The organism is Streptomyces sp. P9(2023), from assembly GCF_032436795.1.
Taxonomy (GTDB): Bacteria; Actinomycetota; Actinomycetes; order Streptomycetales; family Streptomycetaceae; genus Streptomyces.
Genome location: NZ_JAUPWM010000001.1, coordinates 156,931 through 175,138, shown reverse-complemented (window position 1 = coordinate 175,138; position 18,208 = coordinate 156,931). Strand labels below are relative to the sequence as shown.

Sequence of the window (18,208 nt, the reverse complement as noted above, 5' to 3'; positions counted from 1 at the left end):
AGGCCCCCGACAAGCGTCCCGGCACCCCCGCCTATGCGCGGTGTCCGGACACCGCCCCTGGGCCCCCCTCCGGGGCTCACGTAGAGTAGGGGTAGGGCCGTGACTGGCGCTTGAGGTGGATCACCACCGGGGAGCGGCCCGCGGAACCCGCGCACGCGCGCGGATCCGCCACTGCCGTGCGCCTGGGCGATCACCCTGTCATCGACGACGCCCAGGAGTGGCCCATGTCCACCAGTACCGCCTCCCTCATGGACGGCACCGCGCTCGCCCGCCGTACGGTCGAGGAGACCGCCGCCCGCGCCGCCGAGATCACCCGCCGCACCGGCGTCACGCCCTGCCTCGCCACGGTGCTCGTGGGAGCGGACCCGGCCTCCGTCACGTACGTGAAGATGAAGCAGAACCGCTGCGCGAAGGCCGGAATCCGCTCCCAGCACGTCGAGCTGCCCGCCGAGACGACGACCGAGGAACTCGTCGCCGCGCTCACCGCGCTCTCCCAGGACCCGTCGGTCCACGGCATCCTGCTCCAGCACCCGGTCGGCCCGCACATCGACGAGCGCGCGGCCTTCGAGGCGATCGCCCCGGAGAAGGACGTCGACGGCGTCACCATGGCCTCGTTCGCCGCCATGGGCTTCGGGCTGCCCGGCTTCGTCTCCTGCACGCCCGGCGGCATCATGCGGCTGCTCGACGCGTACGCCGTCGATCCGCGCGGCAAGCGGGCCGTCGTCGTCGGCCGCTCCGCGATCCTCGGCAAGCCCGCCGGTCTGCTGCTGCTCGGCCGCGACGCCACCGTCACCTACTGCCACTCGCGCACCACCGACCTCTCGGCCGCCGTCCGCGAGGCCGACATCCTCGTGGCGGCCGTGGGCAAGCCCCGCTTCATCAAGGGCGAGGACATCAAGCCCGGCGCCGTCGTCGTCGACGCCGGCTACAACCCCGGCAACATCGGTGACGTCGACTTCGAGACGGCCGCCGAGCGCGCCTCCCTCATCACCCCCGTACCGGGCGGAGTCGGCCCGATGACGATCGCCGTGCTCCTCGCGCAGACCGTCGAAGGCGCGGAGCGCCAGCTCGGGCTGTAGGAGCGCAAGGCGCCCGCAGCCCAGCAAGTGCCGCTGCCCCGTCCCGTACCGACCATGCGCTACGGGACGGGGCGGCGGCACCTCTGCTGCGAGCCTCGCAGCGACCCGGCCGTCCGCTCACGCCTCCGGCGACGACACGCCCGCGAGCGCGGCCGCCGGGTCCTGGTCCGCGGGGCCGGCCGGGGCCCAGTCGCCGCGCTCCTTACGGAAGGGCCACCAGCGGCCGTCCTCGCCCAGACGCAGCTGTGCCTCCGCACCGACCACCGTCCAGCGGGCCGCTCCCGCCTGGCGCAGCACGGGCCGGTCGGCGTCCTCCCAGGCCTCCGTGAGCGCCGTCTTCGCACGGGCGAGCGCGTCCGGGCCCGGCGTCCACTCCTCCTCCAGCACGGAGAGGGCGGCGGCGCCCCCGAACCGCCACGCGCGCGTGGCCAGGTCGAGCTCCGTCCGGCGCCGGCCCGACCCCTCCGCGAGCCGCGCCGCGACCCACGACGGCGGCGCCCCCGTGGCCGCCAGCCGCACCGCGTCCTGAGCGGGCGTCAAGCGCGGCTCCGCCCAAGGGCGTTCATGACCCGGGGCGAACGCCTCGGCCAGCAGCCGGTGGGCGCGGGCGGCCGCGTCCGCCGCGAGGAACTCCAGCGCGGCCGGGTCGAGACCCGGCTCCGGCTCGGTCTCGGTGTCCAGCGAAGGCGGCTCGCCGGGCGCCGAAGGGAGCGCCGGTGGCGCCGGCAGCGGCGGCAGGATGTCGCGCGCGCCGAACGCCTCCTCCGCCGGTACGCCCTCGGCCACCGGCTCCTCGACGGCGGACGCCGTCGTCGTGGCCCGCGCCGCGCTGCGCTCCTGCAACGCGTCCACGACCGCCCGCTCGCCGCGCCCCCGCATCAGCAGCAGCACGAACGGGTCCTCGTCCAGCAGCCGCGCCACCTGGTAACAGAGCGCGGCCGTGTGCGGGCAGTGGTCCCACGCCTCGCAGCCGCACTCCGGTTCCAGATCGCCGATGCCCGGCAGCAGTTCGAGGCCGGCCGCCGCCGCGTCCTCCACCAGGTGCGGCGGCATCTCGTGGTCGAGCAGGGCCGCGATGTGGCCCGCGCTCTCCACCGCCAGGTCGAGCAGCCGGTCCCAGTCCTCGTCCGACAGCTCCTGCAGGAGGATGTCACTGCGGTACGAGGAGCCGTCACGGTCTTTCACGACCGCCGTGATCCGGCCCGGCCGTACCGACACCGCACCCACGGCGCCCGCCCGCGCCTGCCGCCGCCCCTTCTTCAGCTGCTGGCCGTCGAGCGCCGTGTCCTCAAGCGCCTTGAGCCACGCACGGCCCCACCAGGTACGGGCGAAGGCCGAGCCCCCGGCGGGCGGCAGCGCCGCGAACGTCCGTTCGTCGTCGTGTGCGTATCCGCTCATCGTCCGTCCCCTCGCAGCTGGACCAGGTCCGCCAGCTCGGCATCCGTCAGTTCGGTCAGCGCCGCCTCGCCCGAGCCGAGCACGGCATCGGCCAACGCCTTCTTGCGCAGCAGCATGTCCGCGATCCGGTCCTCGATCGTCCCCTCGGCGATCAGCCGGTGGACCTGCACCGGCTGGGTCTGTCCGATCCGGTACGCACGGTCGGTGGCCTGCGCCTCCACGGCCGGGTTCCACCAGCGGTCGTAGTGCACGACGTGCCCGGCCCTGGTCAGGTTGAGCCCGGTGCCCGCCGCCTTCAGCGACAGCAGGAAGACCGGCACCTCGCCGTCCTGGAACCGCGCGACCATCGCCTCGCGCGCGGCGACCGGGGTGCCTCCGTGCAGGAACTGCGTGGGCACGCCCCGCGCCGCCAGATGCCGCTCGAGCAACCGCGCCATCTGCACGTACTGGGTGAAGACGAGCACGCTCGCGTCCTCGGCGAGGATGGTGTCCAGCAGCTCGTCGAGCAACTCCAGCTTGCCGGACCGGCCTTCGATCCGCGGCTGGTCCTCCTTGAGGTACTGCGCGGGGTGGTTGCAGACCTGCTTCAGCCCGGTCAGCAGCTTCACCACCAGACCGCGCCGTTCCATCCCGTCCGCCACGGCGATCGCCTCGAGACTCTCGCGTACCACCGCCTCGTAGAGACCCGCCTGCTCCTTCGTCAGGGAGACGGCCCGGTCGGTCTCGGTCTTCGGCGGCAGCTCGGGCGCGATGCCCGGGTCGGACTTGCGGCGGCGCAGCAGGAACGGTCGGACCAGCGCCGAGAGTCGCTCGGCCGCCGCCGGATCCTCGCCGCCCTCGACGGCCGCGGCGTAGCGGGTCCGGAAGGTGCCGAGCCGGCCGAGGAGACCGGGTGTCGTCCAGTCGAGGATGGCCCACAGCTCGGAGAGGTTGTTCTCGACGGGGGTGCCCGACAGGGCGACGCGCGCCTTGGCGCCGATGGTACGGAGCTGCTTCGCGGTGGCCGAGTACGGGTTCTTGACGTGCTGGGCCTCGTCCGCGACGACCATGCCCCAGCTCCGGGCGGCCAACTGTTCCGTGTCGAGCCGCATCGTGCCGTACGTCGTGAGGACGAACTCGCCGTCGGCCAGCTCCTCCAGACTCCGCGACGGGCCGTGGAAGCGACGTACGCGCGTGCCGGGCGCGAACTTCTCGATCTCCCGCTGCCAGTTGCCCATCAGCGAGGTCGGACAGACGACGAGGGTGGGGCCGGCGGCCGCCGGGTCGCCCTGGCGGTGCAGGTGGAGGGCGATGACCGTGATGGTCTTGCCCAGGCCCATGTCGTCGGCCAGGCAGCCGCCGAGGCCCAGCGAGGTCATCCGGTGCAGCCAGTTGAGCCCGCGCAGTTGGTAGTCGCGGAGCGTCGCGGCCAGCGCGGCCGGCTGCGCGACCTCCTGCGTACCGCCCTCGGGGTCGGCGAGCCGGGCGCGCAACTGCTCCAGCCAGCCGGTCGCCCGGACCTCGACCCGCCGGCCGTCCAGCTCGGCGGCCCCCGTGAGCACCGCGCCGAGCGCGTCGACCGGGGTGACCTTGGTGTCCTGCGACGCTCGGGCGCGGCGCACCTCGGCCGGGTCGACGAGGACCCACTGGTCACGCAGCCGCACGACCGGGCGGCCGGCTTCGGCGAGCTGGTCGAGTTCGGCGCGGGTGAGCTCCTGGTCGCCGATGGCGAACCGCCAGTTGAAGGCGAGCAGGGCGTCGGCGGAGAGGAAGGAGGGGAGCGCGGAGGAGCGGCGGCCGTCGGAGGTGGCGCCGGTGTCGGCGCCGGTGTCGGCGCCGGCGTCTTGGCCCGTGTCGTGGAGGTCCGGAGCGTCTGGTTTCGTGATCGTCCTGGTGTCGGCGGGCGCGCCGTCCGCCGGGCCGATCACGGCACTCGTGGTGAGCCGCTGGGCCAGGTCGCGCGGCCAGTGGATCTGGACGCCGGTCGCGGCGAGCGCGCGGGCCGCCGGGCCGAGCAGCTCCGTGACCTCCTCGTCGGCCAGCTCGACGGCGTCGGGGACGGCCGCCGAGAGCAGGGGCGCCAGGGGTGGCCAGGCGCGCGCGGCGCGCCGCAGCGCGAGCAGGGCGTCCATCCGGGCCCGGGGCTCGAACACCGGCCGTGCCGATCCCGCCGGTCCGGATCCCGCCCAGACCTCCGCCGCGTCCGCGACCAGCGTCGGGTCGGCGACGCTGTGCATCTGGAGTACGGCCCGGAAGGCCGGCGCCTCCCGTTCGCTCAGCCCGGGCAGTTCCAGCCGCAGGGAGAGCCGTACGCCCGCGTCATGGCCGGCCGCCACGTCCGCCGCCCAGGCCCGCTGCGCGGTCAGCGTCTGCGGCTCGTCGGCCGCGAAGGCCGGCCCGCCGGCCGCGAGGGCGGCGGCCGGGGTACGGGGCAGGCCGTCCACGACCGCGTCCACGAAGGCGCGCAGCAGCTTCTCCGGTTCGGGCAGGAGCAGCGGCCCGTCGTCGCCCGACGAATCGACGCCCGACAGCGGTACGGCGTGGGCGGCCGGGGGCATCGACGCGGCGAGGGCCCGGAGTTCGGCCAACTCCTCGGGCCCCAGCGGGCCCGCCCGCCAGGCGTCCGTGTCGGTGGCCGTGAGACCGGGCAGGAGCAGGCCCCGGGCCGCCAGGTGCAGGGCGAAGAGGGACGCGGCGCCCCAGAAGGCGGCCGCGGACGAGGCCCCGTCCGAGAACCGGGCTCGGGTGAGGAGCGGCAGGGCGTCCCGTACGGGAAGGAGTACGGCCGGCACCGTCCGTGGGCGCACGTCGTCGGCCACCACGGTCAGCGGGCCCGTCGGAGGGTCGACCCGCGGGTCGACCGGCGGCGTCCCGTCGGGGGACCAGAAGGCGACTCGGCCCGCACGAGGCGGGTCGGCGGGCAGGAAGACGGCGGAACAGTGGGCGAGTTCATCGAGTCTCTGGGACGGCGACAACACATTCCTCAAATTTGACTACTGGGCCGAGCGGCCGAGGGTACAGGAACCTCCGACCCACCCGGGAGCGGAAGCGCCATGACCTGACTCACGTTACGAGGCCGCCCGCGGGGGCACAGAATTCGCTCGTGCGCGACCCCGGGACGCCCGTACCGTGACCCGGTCGTCGTTGATCATCACGAGCAGGAGAGCGGGCAGCGCGGTGGATCAGTACAACGGATGGGCCGACGAGGGCTTCGGCCCGGTCGCCGACGCTTTCGCGCGGAACTTCGCCGACTTCCCCGAACTGGGTTCCGGCGTCACGGTCTTCGCGGGCGGCCGGAAGGTCGCGGAGCTGTGGGGCGGTGTAGCCGACGGGCGTACCGGCCGCGCCTGGGAGCGGGACACGGTCGTCCCGGTCTTCTCCTGCGCCAAGGGCATGGTGAGCCTCGCAGTCCACCTGCTCGCGCAGGAGGGCCGCCTCGACCTCGACGCGCCGATCGCCCACCACTGGCCGGAGTTCGCGCGCCACGGCAAGGAGGCCGTCACCCCGCGCATGATCCTCGGCCACCGCGCCGGCGTCCCGGTCCTCGACAGCGTCCTCTCCTTCGAGGAGATCGCCGCCTGGACTCCGGTCGTACGCGCCGTCGAGGACCAGAAACCGCTGTGGGAGCCGGGCACGGCGTACGAGTACCACGGCCATGTCTTCGGCTTCGTCCTCGGCGAACTCGTCCGCCGCCTCACCGGCCTGACACCGGGCGCGTACCTCCGCTCCACCGTCACCGAACCCCTCGGGCTGCGGGCCTGGATCGGCCTCCCCGAGACCGAACGCGGCAGCCTCGCCCGGCTCGTCGAGTCGGAGGGGCGACGTCCGATGCCGGGTCCCGAGCACCTGCTCACCCGCATCGTCACGATGAACGGCGCCCTGGTCTTCCCCGGTCTCGACGAGCCGCACGGCTGGAACGATCCCGCGCTGCACGCCATCGAGCTGCCCGGCGCGGGTGCGGTGGCCTCCGCGAGCGGTCTCGCCGGGCTCTTCGCGGCGGCCGCCACCGGAGTCGACGGGCGGGAGCGGCTGCTCACCCACGAGACGGTGACCGACGCGGTACGCGAGGTGTCGTCGGGCACGGGCTGGCTGGGCTTCGACGCGGGAGCCCGCTGGGGCTCGGGCTTCCTCCTCGACTCCGCCGCCTTCCGCCCGCTGCTCGGTCCGCGCAGCTTCGGCAACGACGGCGCGGGCGGCCAGTTCGCCTTCGGCGACGACGAGCACGGGGTGGGGTTCGCGTACGTCGCCAACCGGATGATCGGCCACGGCGACGCCCGCGCCAACCGCCTGATCGAGGCGGTACGCACCTTGCTCTGATCGAGGCGGTGCGCGACTCGCTGGGCGCCTGACACGCCCCGTAGGGGTTCCCCCTGACTCCGCCTCAAGGGTAGAGCCAGCCCCACCCCCGCCCCCGGGGAATCCCCCCGGGATCTCGGGGGGTGACGCCATGGTTGCGGAGGATCACCGATCCGTAGGTTCGAGGGAGTCCGGGCGGCCCGCGCCCGGGTCACCGACCACGGACCCCGGAGACCGCCATGCCCCAGGCCACCGCAACGCTCACGGAGCCCGATCGGAGTGCCGCCACCCCGCGGCGCGGTGGTGGCGGCAGCGAGTTCGCGCCGCTGCTGCGCACGATCAGGGAGCAGGGACTCCTGGAACGCAGGACCGGCTGGTACGCGCGCGGGATGGCGGTCAACTTCCTCGGGCTCGCCGCCGTCGCCGCCGGTCTGGTCCTGCTCGGCCCCTCCTGGTGGGCCCTCCTCCTCGCCGTACCGCTCGCGCTGCTCTCCGCCCGCGCCGCCTTCGTCGGGCACGACGCGGGACACGCGCAGATCAGCGCGGACCGGCGCCGGAACCGGATCATCCAGCTCGTCCACGCCAACCTGCTCCTCGGCATGAGTCAGGAGTGGTGGAACGACAAGCACAACCGCCACCACGCGAACCCCAACCACCTCGACAAGGACCCGGACGTCGCCGCCGACATCCTCGTCTTCGCCCAGCACCAGACCGCCGGCCGCGCCGGATTCCGCGGCTGGCTCACCCGGCACCAGGCCTGGCTGTTCTTCCCGCTGACCACCCTTGAGGGCATCGCGCTGAAGGTGTACGGATTCCAGGCCCTGTTCTCCAAGGACGGGCCCTACCGGACCCGGCGCGAGCGGCTCGTCGAAGGCGCCCTCCTCCTCGCCCACGTCGCCGGCTACGCCACCCTCCTGCTCACCACCCTGACCCTCGGCCAGGCGCTCGTCTTCGCGCTGATCCACCAGATGCTCCTCGGGCTGCACCTCGGGATGGCCTTCGCGCCCAACCACAAGGGCATGGAGATGCCGGACGCCCACCCCGACGGCGAGAGCTGGGGCCATCTGCGCCGCCAGGTGCTCACCTCGCGGAACATCCGGGGCGGGTTCCTGACCGACTGGTTCCTCGGCGGACTGAACTACCAGATCGAGCACCACCTCTTCCCGAGCATGCCGCGGCCGCATCTTCGACTCGCCCAGCCCGCCGTGCGTGCGCACTGCCGTACCGTGGGTATCCCCTACACAGAGACCGGTTTCGTCGAGTCCTACCGACAGGCGCTCGGACATCTGCACGAGGTCGGCGAGCCGCTGCGCTCGGCAGCGTGAGAAGGAGGCGTCCCATGTCGACACGGACGAAGATCGTGATCGGGGGAGTGGCAGTCGGCCTTCTCCTGATGCCCCTCATCGGATTCTGGTTGTCCCTGCTGGTGGTGCTCGGCGTCCCGGCCGTCGCCTACCTGGCTCTGGACCCCAGTCAGCGGCGCCGGCTGCGCCGGGTCTCCCGCAAGGAACTCCGCCGCTGAGGCAGGTCCGCGTACGGCTGAGGCTCAGGTCACCGAAGAGGTGGTGACCTGAGCCGCGGGCCGTCAAGAGGGGCGTACCGCCATCGCGTCCAGGGCCTCCAGGAGCGCCGGCAGCCTGGATCCGCGCGCCACGGGGAGGACCTCGCGGGGCTCGTCGTCCAGGAGCAGGAAGGCCATGTCGTCGGTGCGGGCCACCAGCGACCAGCCGGGCCCGTCGGCCCGGAGCATCCGCGCCTCACCGGACGCGAAACTCGACCGCACCCGGCCCACCGGCGGCGCGTCCTCCAGATAGCCGCGGAGCTCCGCGAGGGCGCGCCGGACACCGTCGTACGGGTCGGGGGAGTCGGACGCGGAGCCGGAGCCGGGGGCGGCGTCCGCCGAGGGCGCCGAGCCGACCGGCTCGTTCCCGTCCCCGTCGTTCTCGTCCATCTGGGCCCGCCAGGCCGCCCACTGCAGGGCCACCTCGTCGGCGCCGAGCCTGCGCTGCGCGGGACCCCAGCCGTCGTCGTCCGGCGGGGACAGCGGAGGACGGTCGCCCTCCTCGGGCTCGGGGTCGTGCGGGTCCGGCAGGCCGGGCGCGGCCGTGGCCACGGCGAGCGGCCAGCCGGGGAGCGCCGCCACGACCGTACGCTCGTCGGGGGAGAGGTCGTACTCCATCCCGCAGTCCCAGGAGGCGATGGCCACGGCGACCAGCGACACATCGTCGATGATCACCGTCCACCGGGCGCCGGCGCCGTCCTGGCCGAGGACGAGGCCGTACCCGCCCGCGTACGGTTCGAGGTCGAGGGCCGCGCACGCGGCCGGGTAGTCGTCGCCGAGCACGCTCGGAAACTGCGCGGGCGTCAGCAGCACGGCGGTCAGCACATACAGCGCGTCGTCGTCGGCGGTAGCCACGTCAGCCTCCCCATCTGGTCGTCGGCGCACCTTAACCAGTGGGTAACCCGCGCGTCGAGAGTCTCCGGAAGGAAATTGGCGCGGCCCGTTCCGTACGACCTCAGGCGGGTGGCAGCCCGAGCAGGGACCGCGCCACGGTCTCGGGCGACTCGTCCCGCTCGCGGGCGAGCGCGATCACCGCCCGGCAGGCGAGCTCGTTGACGCCGAACGACAGGGCCTCGGGGGACACCCAGGTGACGGCCTCGTCGATCCGGTCCTGGTCCTCCTCCACGCATCCCGTCACGTACGTCGCCGCCGCCTCGAAGATGTTGTGCTGCCGGCGGGCCGGGGCGGGCCTCCGGGGTTCCTCCGGGGCCCGCCGCGCGGTCGGCAGGAGGGCGTTGAAGAGCGCTCGCACACGGGCCATGCCTGCCGCCTTTCCCGGACACGGCTGCCCGGCACCTCCACCGTAGACACGGAAGCGCCGGTACAGAAGGGCGCGGGGCGGGCGGCCGTCACTGGTCCCCGTCACTGGTCCCCGTCACTGGTCCTGGCGAACGGCAAGCACCAGGTAACGCTCGTCCTCGTCCACGTAACTGACCATCCGCCAGCCGGAACCGGTCAGAAGCGGGCGGAGGTTGTCCTCGGCGCGCAGGTCGTCGTCGGTGATCTGACGCCCGTGGCGGGCGGCGAGCGCGACCCGGCCGATGGGGTGGAAGAGCGCCAGCCGTCCGCCGGGGCGTACGACCCGGGCCAGTTCGCGCAGGCCGGCGGGCGGGTCCGCCAGATGGGAGATCAGCCCCGCCCCGAAGACCGCGTCGAGCGCCCCGGCGCGCAGCGGCAGCCGGGCGACATCGGCCAGGACCAGCGTGCCGGCCGCGTCGCGTCCGGCGCGTACCGCCTCGCCGAGCATCTCGGGGGTGAGATCCGCGCCGATGACGGTCCCGGTGGGGCCGACGGCCGCGCGCAGCGCGGGCAGCGCCCGGCCGGTTCCGCACCCCGCGTCGAGCACGGCGGCGCCGGGGCGCAGTCCGAGTTCGGTGACGGCGGCGGCGTAGGCGGGGCCGTCGTCCGGGAAGCGGGCGTCCCAGCCGGCGGCGCGGGAGCCGAAGAACTCTTGGACACGGGTGGGGTCATCGTTCATGCGTGCATGATGCCTCAGCCCCAAGGGTGAACGTCCTGTGTGCATGTTCGAGCGCGGCACGATCGTTCTGGAACATCTCTGCGTCATATTCCATCAGCTTTCGAAATGCGCCCCTGATGCGCCCCCTTGTCCGGACTAGCGTCCCTGAGTCATGGGACACCTGGACCACGCCACCTTCGGCTGGCTGACACCTGTGCTGTCGTACGCGATGGCCTGCATAGGCGCCGCCCTCGGGCTGCGTTGCACCGTACGAGCGCTCGACGCGACCGGCCGTTCGCGGCGCAACTGGCTCCTCACCGCCGCGTCCGCCATCGGCACCGGCATCTGGACGATGCACTTCGTCGCGATGCTCGGTTTCGGCGTCACCGGCACCGACATCCGCTACAACGTTCCGCTGACGATCCTCAGCCTGCTCATCGCCATGGCCGTCGTCGGGGTCGGTGTCTTCGCGGTCGGGTACGGCCGCGACCGTGGCCGCGCCCTGCTGATCGGCGGTCTGACGACCGGCGTCGGCGTCGCGAGCATGCACTACATGGGCATGGCCGCCCTGCGCCTGCACGGGGAGGTGACGTACGACCCGGTGCTCGTCGCGCTCTCCGTCGCCATCGCCGTCGTCGCCGCGACGGCGGCGCTCTGGGCCGCGCTCAACATCCACAAGCCGGCCGCCGTGGCGCTCGCCTCGCTGGTCATGGGCGCGGCCGTCAGCAGCATGCACTACACCGGGATGCTCGCGGTCGAGGTGCGGGTGGCCCCGTCGACCGCGGGGCTTCCCGGAGCCACGGCCATGCAGTTCATCTTCCCGCTCGCCGTAGGCCTCGGCTCCTATCTCTTCATCACCTCGGCCTTCGTGGCGCTCTCCCCGACCGCCAAGGAGCGCGCCGCGTACGCCTCCGCCGAGCAGCTCACCGAACCGGACGAGCGCGCGGTGGACGTGGCGCCGCCCGGTTTCCGTGCGCAGGGCGGCCGGCCTCCGGTCACGGAGGAACCCGAGCGCGCGCCCGCCGGGACCTCGTACGGAGGCCTCGCCGGCGCCCCGCCCTCGTACGCCTACCCGGCGGGGCCGGTGCACCCGGTGGACCGCGGTTCCGCCGGACCGTAGCGCTCGGCCGCCGGCCCCGTAGCTACCGGCAGACAGCACACGCGCACACACGCGGCACACACGGGCACACACGGGCACACACGGCAACGCACATCGCACCAGGACAGACGCAGCCGGAACGAGGAGGCCATGCGAACTCCCCGCAAGACCCAGGACGCCGGGACGACGGCAGCGCCGCGCCAGGCGGCGCGCGGACGGCGCGCGCATGCGGGGCCGCCCGCCTACGAACCGCCCGAGCGCGCCCCTGAAACCCCGTCCGGGTCGGCCGTCCCGCCCGCCCCGGACCACGCGGCGTCCCTCCCGGGTGCAGCACCCCACTCGACCGCCCCGCCCCGGCGCCGCGGGCTGCGCCCCCGTACCGTCCGAGCGAAGATCGTCTCGCTGCTGATGGTGCCCGTCGTCTCGCTGCTGGCCCTGTGGGGATTCGCCACCGTCACCACCGCCCAGGACATCGCCCGGCTGCGCCAGCTCCAGCAGGTCGACTCCGAGATCCGCGAACCCGTCGCCGCCGCCGTCACCGCCCTGCAGGCCGAACGGCGCGCCGCCGTACGCCAGGTCGCCTCGCCCGGCGCGGGTCGGGCCACGGAGCTCAAGGACCAAGCGCGGCGCACCGACGCGGCCGTCGCCCGGCTCCGCCTCGACGACCGGAACACCGTCGGCGGCACGGGAGACCTGCCCCGCGACGTCTCCGAGCGGGTGGACCGGTTCGTCACCAAGGCCGAGGGGCTCGGCCCGCTGCGCACCGCCGCCGCGGCCGGTAAGGCCGACTGGGACGAGGTGTACCAGGAGTACACGGCCACGATCACCGCCGCCTTCGCCGTCGGCGGCGCCCTGGCCGGCATCCAGGACGCCGAAGTCGGTGCCCACGCGCGCGTGCTCCTCGAATTCGGCCGGGTCGGCGAGATGCTCGCCCGCGAGGACGCCCTGCTCGGCTCCGCGTACCTCGGCGGAGAGCTGAGCGCGGAACGACTCCGGCTGTTCACCGGCGCCGTCGATACCCGCCGCACCCTCACCGAGTCCGCCACCGTCGACCTGCGCGGCCCCGAACGCGCCGCCTGGGAGAAGCTCGCCGACCAGCGGGGCTACCAGCAGCTCACCTCCGCCGAGGACCGGATCGCCGCCGCCGGCCCGGGCCGCAAGGCCCTCCAGGCCGTGTCCGCCGCCACCTGGGACGACGCCATGGCCGTCGTACGCGGCGGACTTGCGACCATCGAGTCCGACGCCCGCCGCGCGGCGGCCGACCGCGCGGACCCGTTCGGCGGAGGCATCTTTAGCGCCGGAGGCGCCGCCGTACTGCTCGGCCTCGCCGCCGTCGCCGCCTCCCTCGTGATCTCCGTACGCATCGGCCGCGGCCTGGTCATCGAACTGATCAGCCTCCGCAACACCGCCCTCGGCATCGCCCGGCGCAAGCTTCCCTCCGCCATGCGGCGACTGCGGGCCGGCGAGGAGATCGACGTACGGGCCGAGGCGCCGCCAGGGCCCGCCCCACAGGACGAGATCGGCCAGGTCGGCGAGGCGCTCACCACCGTCCACCGGGCCGCGCTCTCCGCCGCCGTGGAACGCGCCGAACTCGCGAGCGGCATCTCCGGAGTCTTCGTCAACCTCGCCCGCCGCAGCCAGGTCCTGGTCCACCGTCAGCTCAACCTGCTCGACAGCATGGAGCGCCGCGCGGACGACCCCGGCGAACTCGGTGACCTCTTCCGGCTCGACCACCTCACCACCCGGATGCGACGCCACGCCGAGAGCCTGATCATCCTCTCCGGTGCCGCTCCCGGCCGTGCGTGGCGGACGCCGGTCCCGCTGACCAGCGTCGTACGCGCTGCCGTCTCCGAGATCGAGGACTACGCGCGCGTGGAGGTGCGCCAGCTGGCCGAGACGTCCGTCGTCGGCGGCGCGGTCGCCGACCTCACCCACCTGCTGGCCGAACTCATCGAGAACGCCGCCCAGTTCTCCCCGCCCCACACCAAGGTGCGGATCAGCGGCGAGCCCGTCGGCAACGGCTACGCCCTGGAGATCGAGGACCGTGGCCTCGGCATGGGCAAGGAGAGCCTCGCCGAGGCCAACACGAGGATCGCGCAGTCCGAGGCCCTCGACCTGTTCGACAGCGACCGGCTCGGCCTGTTCGTGGTCAGCCGGCTCTCCTCCCGGCACGACATCAAGGTCCACCTGCGGACCTCGCCCTACGGCGGTACGACGGCGGTCGTCCTGCTCCCCATCGACGTGCTGCAGAGCGCGCTCCCGCCCGGGAAGGGCGCCCCGACCGGCCGGACCGCGAGTGCGGATGCGGCGTTCCGGGACGGCCCGCACGGGCATAGCGTGCACCGGGAACGTCCGGCCGACGGGGACGCGTCCTTCCCGCGCCACCACCCCCAGCAGCCCGTCTCCGCGGCCTCCGCACCCGCTCAGTCCCAGCTCCCGGCGTCCCAGCTTCCGGCGCCGGGGTCCCCGTCCCAGCCGATGCCGCGCCCGCCCCGTATCCCCGCTCTCGCGGGGCAGTCGGAGGGCGCCCAGCAGGGACCGCCCGACCAGCCGCCCGCCGGGGTGACCAGCCTCCGCCCGCGCAGCCGCCCGGCGGCGCAGGGGCAGTCCCACGAACCGCAGGACCCGCAGGACCCGCAGGACCTGACCGTCCCCGGCCAACCCGGGGCTCCCGCCGACGCCACCGGGGACCTGCCCCGACGGGTCCGTCAGGCCAGCCTCGTACCGCAGCTGCGCGAGGCTCCGCCGGCCGACCTCCCGCCCACCCCGGCCGTCCAGGGCGCGGAGGAACGCACCCCCGAACAGGTACGGGACCGGATGACCGCCTACCGCGACGGCTGGACGCGGGGCGGCGGCGCGGCCCCCGGCACCCGCCGCCCCCTCGGAACCGGCTCCGGCCGCGACTTCGGCAACGCAACAGGCCACGGCCACGGCCCCGACCACGGCCCCGACTTCGGAAGCGACATCGGACGCGACTTCGGCAATGAAGGAGATCACGCATGATCGACCACGAGAGGACGTCCCACCACCGCTCCGGTGAACTCGACTGGCTCCTCGACGACCTCGTCCTGAGGGTCCGCGAAGTCCGGCACACGGTCGTGCTGTCCAACGACGGGCTCGCCGTCGGCTCCTCCAGCGGCCTCAGCCGTGAGGACGCCGAGCACCTGGCCGCCATCGCCTCCGGGTTCCACAGCCTCGCCAAGGGCGCGGGCCGCCACTTCCACACCGGCGGAGTCCGCCAGACGATGGTGGAGATGGACGACGGATTCCTGTTCGTCGCCGCGGCCGGGGACGGATCCTGCCTCGCCGTCCTCAGCTCCGCGAGCGCCGACATCGGCCTCATCGCGTACGAGATGGCCCGCCTGGTGAAGCGGGTCGGCGAGCATCTGCACACCCCACCGCGGATCCACGCGACCCCGCCGGCCGCCGGCTGACCGGAGACACCCCATGAACGTGGACAGCACCGGCGACGGCCGGCCCGTGCCGGGCAGTCAGTGGTACGACGCGGACGCCGGCCCGCTCGTCCGGCCGTACGCGATGACCGGTGGCCGTACGAAGCCGGGGCCCAGCAACGTACGGTTCGACCTCATCGCACTCGTCGTCGTGGACGACGACCCGCCCGGCCGGGCCGAGGAGTCGCTCCTCGGCCCGGAGCACCGGGCCCTGCTCACCCTGTGCCGGGCGGAGACGCAGTCGGTGGCCGAACTCGCCGCCGACGCCGATCTGCCCGTCGGAGTCGTCCGGGTCCTCCTCGGCGACCTCCTCGAAGCGGGCTTCGTCAAGGTCAGCCGACCCGTACCGCCCGCGCAGCTGCCCGACGAACGGATCCTGAGGGAAGTCATCGATGGCCTACGAGCGCTCTGAGAGCACGGGTGCGGGCGGTGGCGTGGACTCCACGGCCCTCGCGTTGAAGATCCTGGTCGCCGGCGGTTTCGGCGTCGGCAAGACCACTCTGGTGGGCGCGGTCAGTGAGATCCGCCCGCTGCGCACGGAGGAACAGCTCAGCCGGGCGGGGGAGTCGGTGGACGACACCGGGGGCGTCGACCAGAAGACGACCACGACGGTCGCCATGGACTTCGGCCGGATCACGATCAGGTCCGGGCTCTCCCTGTACCTCTTCGGTACGCCGGGGCAGGACCGGTTCTGGTTCCTGTGGGACGAGCTGTCCCAGGGGGCGCTCGGGGCCGTCGTCCTGGCCGACACGCGACGACTGGAGGACTGCTTCCCGGCGGTCGACTACTTCGAGCACCGCAAGATTCCGTTCGTCGTCGCGGTCAACTGCTTCGCGGGCGCGCGGAACTACGGGGCGCACGAGGTCTCGCGGGCGCTGGACCTGGACCGGGGTACGCCCGTGGTGCTGTGCGACGCGCGGGACCGGGACTCGGGCAAGGAGGTCCTGATCAGGCTGGTCGAGTACGCGGGCCGGATGCACACGGCGCGACTGCTCGACTCGGTGGGGTGACGCGTATCCGACCCGGAGCGCGGCGGCGGTGCGGGGACCCGATATCGGGTCCCCGCACACGGCGTGCGCGGTGCTCAGTCCGCGACGCCGGACTCGGCGGTCACCTTCTCGATCCGTACGCGTACGAGGAGTTCGCCGGGGACCCCGTTGCGCGCGCCGAACTCCTCGGCGCGGTCCTCGCCCATGTACCGGCCTCCGATCCGCGCGGCCCAGCGGCGCAGCTCGACCGGGTCCTCGCCGATCTCGGCGCGGCCCCGGATCGAGACGTACCCGAACGGCGGCCGGTCGTCGTCGACGCAGACCGCCACCCGCCCGTCGCGGGCCAGGTTGCGGCCCTTCACGGTCTCCTTGCCGGTGTTGAAGACGATGTCGTCGCCGTCGAGCACGAACCAGATCGGGACGACGTGCGGGCTGCCGTCGGCGCGGACGGTCGCCAGCTTGCCGGTGCGGGTTCCCGCGGAAACGAAGGCCCGCCACTGTTCCTCGGTCATCTTTGCCATGCCCCCATGGTCCGCCACCGGCGGTATTCCGTGGGACACAAGGGGCCCAGGGGTGCTTGCCCTGTCCACGACAGTGCGTAAGGCTTGCCGGCGACACGCGGACCGCGGGGACTACGGGTCGACGGGGACGCCACACACAGGGGGAAGGACCGACGCATGGCGCTGGACACGGAACTGGACTGGCTCCTGGACGACTTGACCCGTCGGGTCGAGTACATACGGCACGCGCTGGTGCTGTCGAACGACGGGCTGGTCACGGGGGCGAGCAGCGGTCTGGCACGGGAGGACGCCGAGCACCTGGCCGCCGTCTCCTCCGGTCTGCACAGCCTCGCGCGCGGCTCGGGCCGGCACTTCCAGGCCGGGCGCGCACGACAGACGATGGTCGAGTTCGACGAGGCGCTGCTCTTCGTGACGGCGGCGGGCGAGGGCAGCTGCCTGTGCGTCCTGAGCGGCGCGGACGCCGATGTCGGCCAGGTGGCGTACGAGATGACGCTGCTGGTCAACCGGGTCGGCGAACACCTCGGGGTGGCGGCGCGCCAGCCGGGCATCGCCGATCTCTGAGCTGTCCACGGGGAGTTGTCCACAGAGAGCTGCCCACGAAGAGCTGTCCACGAAGAGTGGTCCACGAAGAGTTGTCCACAGGGCGAGCGGGGTCGTTCCTGTCCGGGATACGGTCGTCACCGAGAGTAATCGACACTCACGGGGGAGACGGCCATGGCAGGGGAAGTAGAGACCCACAGTGGCACGCTGGCACCGACGCGAGCGGCACAGGAACTGGAGCTGAGGCGTGACGAGTTCCAGCTCGCCGTGCAGCTGGGCCTCGTGAGGACCGTGCCGGGCGCCACGCCCGGCACGCCTCGGGCCCCGGGAGCGCCACCGGCATCCCTCGGTGCCCGCGGCCCGCGGCGCAGGGTCGAGCAGGCCGAGATCGACCGGCTGAGGGGCGCACCGGACTTTCCGGCGGGACTGCGGGAGCGGGTGCGGACGGTCGGGACGACGGAGGCCGCCGAGCTGCTCGCCGTGCCGGCGGAGCGTTTCACGAAGCTCGCCAGGACGGGTCACCTCAGCCCGGTGCGGTTCTACCTCAATCGCTACCGCGCGGTGGTCTGGCTCTATCTCGCGGCCGAGCTGGGCGAGTTCGCCCTGACATACCCCGGGCTGCTCACCGGCAGGCTGCCGAGCGAGCTCAGGGAGCGCGTCGACGGGGGAGAGGACCGCAGGCCGCGCAACTGGCGGGCGCGCCGCCTGGGGCTGCTCCTCCGAGCGACCGAGGACCCATGGGTCCGGGCGGCGGCCATCGCCTCGCTGCTCGACCCCGCCCAACTGTCGGAGGTCGTCGCCGACCCGTACGAACGCACCCATCTCCATCGGCTGCGCCCCGAACCGCCCTCGGGGCTGCCGGAGTCGGCGGCTTCCCGCGAGATCGCGGAGCGGTTGATGGTCGCCGACGACCCGGACGAGATCCTCTGGCACCGCATGAGCCTCGCCCTCGCCCTGGAGGAGGCCCGCACGGACCGCCCTGCCCCACGCCCGGAGGGCGTCGCGGGGGCGCGACCGGGACCGGCGGGACCGGGGGTGGCCGGGCTGGGACCGGCGATCGCGGGGCGGGGAGCGGCGGTGGCCTGGCCGGGTACGGCGGTGGCCGGACCGGGGACGGCGGTGGCGCGTGCCCCGGTGGCGGTCGGCGGTACGGGTACGGGTGTGGCGCGACCAGCTCGTGCGGCGCCGCTCGCCCGCCCGCCCGTCCGCCGCACCCGTCGCGGACTCCTCGACCGCCTGCGGCGCCGCAAGGCGGCCGCCGGGGGAGAGACGGAGGCGACGACCGGGGGCTAGGAGGGGGCGCCGCACGGTGGGGAGCGCGCGGGCGGCCGACGTGC

17 protein-coding genes and 1 riboswitch are annotated in these 18,208 nt (G+C 73.7%); of the genes, 11 read left to right on the top strand and 6 right to left on the bottom strand.

Annotation, left to right across the window (positions count from 1 at the left end; all coding sequences use genetic code 11):
- The first annotated feature begins 89 nt into the window (after positions 1 to 89).
- A riboswitch (ZMP/ZTP riboswitch) is annotated at positions 90 to 195 on the top strand.
- A 29-nt stretch (positions 196 to 224) separates the two neighbouring features.
- Positions 225 to 1,079, top strand: a complete 855-nt coding sequence (locus tag Q5762_RS00890) for a bifunctional 5,10-methylenetetrahydrofolate dehydrogenase/5,10-methenyltetrahydrofolate cyclohydrolase (protein WP_315889925.1) — start codon at positions 225 to 227, stop codon at positions 1,077 to 1,079.
- Between the two features lie 117 nt (positions 1,080 to 1,196).
- Here Q5762_RS00890 and Q5762_RS00885 read toward each other — a convergent pair whose 3' ends face one another.
- The gene (locus Q5762_RS00885; RefSeq protein ID WP_315889924.1) at positions 1,197 to 2,477 is read right to left on the bottom strand and encodes an SWF or SNF family helicase; all 1,281 of its coding nucleotides are present in this window, start codon (positions 2,475 to 2,477) and stop codon (positions 1,197 to 1,199) included.
- Entirely contained in the window at positions 2,474 to 5,434 is a 2,961-nt protein-coding gene (locus tag Q5762_RS00880; RefSeq protein WP_399494129.1) for a DEAD/DEAH box helicase, read from the bottom strand. The genes Q5762_RS00885 and Q5762_RS00880 overlap by 4 nt, the downstream gene beginning before the upstream one ends.
- 199 nt (positions 5,435 to 5,633) lie before the next feature.
- Here Q5762_RS00880 and Q5762_RS00875 point away from each other — a divergent pair, with 199 nt between their 5' ends.
- From Q5762_RS00875 to Q5762_RS00865, 3 genes are all read left to right on the top strand, one after another.
- Complete coding sequence (locus Q5762_RS00875) at positions 5,634 to 6,773, top strand: serine hydrolase domain-containing protein (RefSeq protein ID WP_315889922.1); 1,140 nt, start codon at positions 5,634 to 5,636, stop codon at positions 6,771 to 6,773.
- A gap of 218 nt (positions 6,774 to 6,991) precedes the next feature.
- Positions 6,992 to 8,077: an acyl-CoA desaturase gene (locus tag Q5762_RS00870; RefSeq protein WP_315889921.1), complete on the top strand. Its 1,086-nt coding sequence runs from the start codon at positions 6,992 to 6,994 to the stop codon at positions 8,075 to 8,077.
- Positions 8,078 to 8,091: 14 nt separating this feature from the next.
- The gene (locus Q5762_RS00865; protein ID WP_315889920.1) at positions 8,092 to 8,274 is read left to right on the top strand and encodes a hypothetical protein; all 183 of its coding nucleotides are present in this window, start codon (positions 8,092 to 8,094) and stop codon (positions 8,272 to 8,274) included.
- Between the two features lie 63 nt (positions 8,275 to 8,337).
- Here Q5762_RS00865 and Q5762_RS00860 read toward each other — a convergent pair whose 3' ends face one another.
- The 3 genes from Q5762_RS00860 to Q5762_RS00850 form a co-directional block, all read right to left on the bottom strand.
- Entirely contained in the window at positions 8,338 to 9,168 is an 831-nt protein-coding gene (locus Q5762_RS00860; protein WP_315889919.1) for a hypothetical protein, read from the bottom strand.
- 100 nt (positions 9,169 to 9,268) lie between these two features.
- Positions 9,269 to 9,574 (bottom strand): hypothetical protein, encoded by a 306-nt coding sequence (locus Q5762_RS00855; RefSeq protein ID WP_315889918.1) that lies wholly within the window; start codon positions 9,572 to 9,574, stop codon positions 9,269 to 9,271.
- A 114-nt stretch (positions 9,575 to 9,688) separates the two neighbouring features.
- Positions 9,689 to 10,291 (bottom strand): methyltransferase domain-containing protein, encoded by a 603-nt coding sequence (locus Q5762_RS00850; protein WP_315889917.1) that lies wholly within the window; start codon positions 10,289 to 10,291, stop codon positions 9,689 to 9,691.
- Between the two features lie 151 nt (positions 10,292 to 10,442).
- On the opposite strand from Q5762_RS00850, the gene Q5762_RS00845 reads away from it, so the two are divergent.
- The 5 genes from Q5762_RS00845 to Q5762_RS00825 all read left to right on the top strand — a co-directional run bounded on the left by Q5762_RS00845 (position 10,443) and on the right by Q5762_RS00825 (position 15,831).
- A complete protein-coding gene (locus Q5762_RS00845) occupies positions 10,443 to 11,390 on the top strand; it encodes an MHYT domain-containing protein (protein ID WP_315889916.1) in 948 nt (315 codons plus the stop codon).
- Between the two features lie 129 nt (positions 11,391 to 11,519).
- Complete coding sequence (locus tag Q5762_RS00840; RefSeq protein WP_315889915.1) at positions 11,520 to 14,372, top strand: nitrate- and nitrite sensing domain-containing protein; 2,853 nt, start codon at positions 11,520 to 11,522, stop codon at positions 14,370 to 14,372.
- Positions 14,369 to 14,803, top strand: coding sequence for a roadblock/LC7 domain-containing protein (locus tag Q5762_RS00835; protein WP_315889914.1), 435 nt, complete (start codon positions 14,369 to 14,371; stop codon positions 14,801 to 14,803). Before Q5762_RS00840 ends, Q5762_RS00835 begins: the two co-directional genes overlap by 4 nt.
- Positions 14,804 to 14,816: 13 nt before the next feature.
- Entirely contained in the window at positions 14,817 to 15,233 is a 417-nt protein-coding gene (locus Q5762_RS00830; protein ID WP_315889913.1) for a DUF742 domain-containing protein, read from the top strand.
- Positions 15,214 to 15,831 (top strand): ATP/GTP-binding protein, encoded by a 618-nt coding sequence (locus Q5762_RS00825; RefSeq protein ID WP_315889912.1) that lies wholly within the window; start codon positions 15,214 to 15,216, stop codon positions 15,829 to 15,831. Before Q5762_RS00830 ends, Q5762_RS00825 begins: the two co-directional genes overlap by 20 nt.
- 74 nt (positions 15,832 to 15,905) lie before the next feature.
- Here the strand turns inward: Q5762_RS00825 and Q5762_RS00820 are convergent, their stop codons facing one another.
- The gene (locus Q5762_RS00820) at positions 15,906 to 16,331 is read right to left on the bottom strand and encodes a PPOX class F420-dependent oxidoreductase (protein WP_315889911.1); all 426 of its coding nucleotides are present in this window, start codon (positions 16,329 to 16,331) and stop codon (positions 15,906 to 15,908) included.
- A gap of 156 nt (positions 16,332 to 16,487) precedes the next feature.
- Here Q5762_RS00820 and Q5762_RS00815 point away from each other — a divergent pair, with 156 nt between their 5' ends.
- Both Q5762_RS00815 and Q5762_RS00810 read left to right on the top strand, forming a co-directional pair.
- Entirely contained in the window at positions 16,488 to 16,892 is a 405-nt protein-coding gene (locus tag Q5762_RS00815) for a roadblock/LC7 domain-containing protein (RefSeq protein ID WP_315889910.1), read from the top strand.
- 153 nt (positions 16,893 to 17,045) lie between these two features.
- The gene (locus Q5762_RS00810; protein ID WP_315889909.1) at positions 17,046 to 18,164 is read left to right on the top strand and encodes a DUF6397 family protein; all 1,119 of its coding nucleotides are present in this window, start codon (positions 17,046 to 17,048) and stop codon (positions 18,162 to 18,164) included.
- Positions 18,165 to 18,208 lie beyond the last annotated feature (44 nt).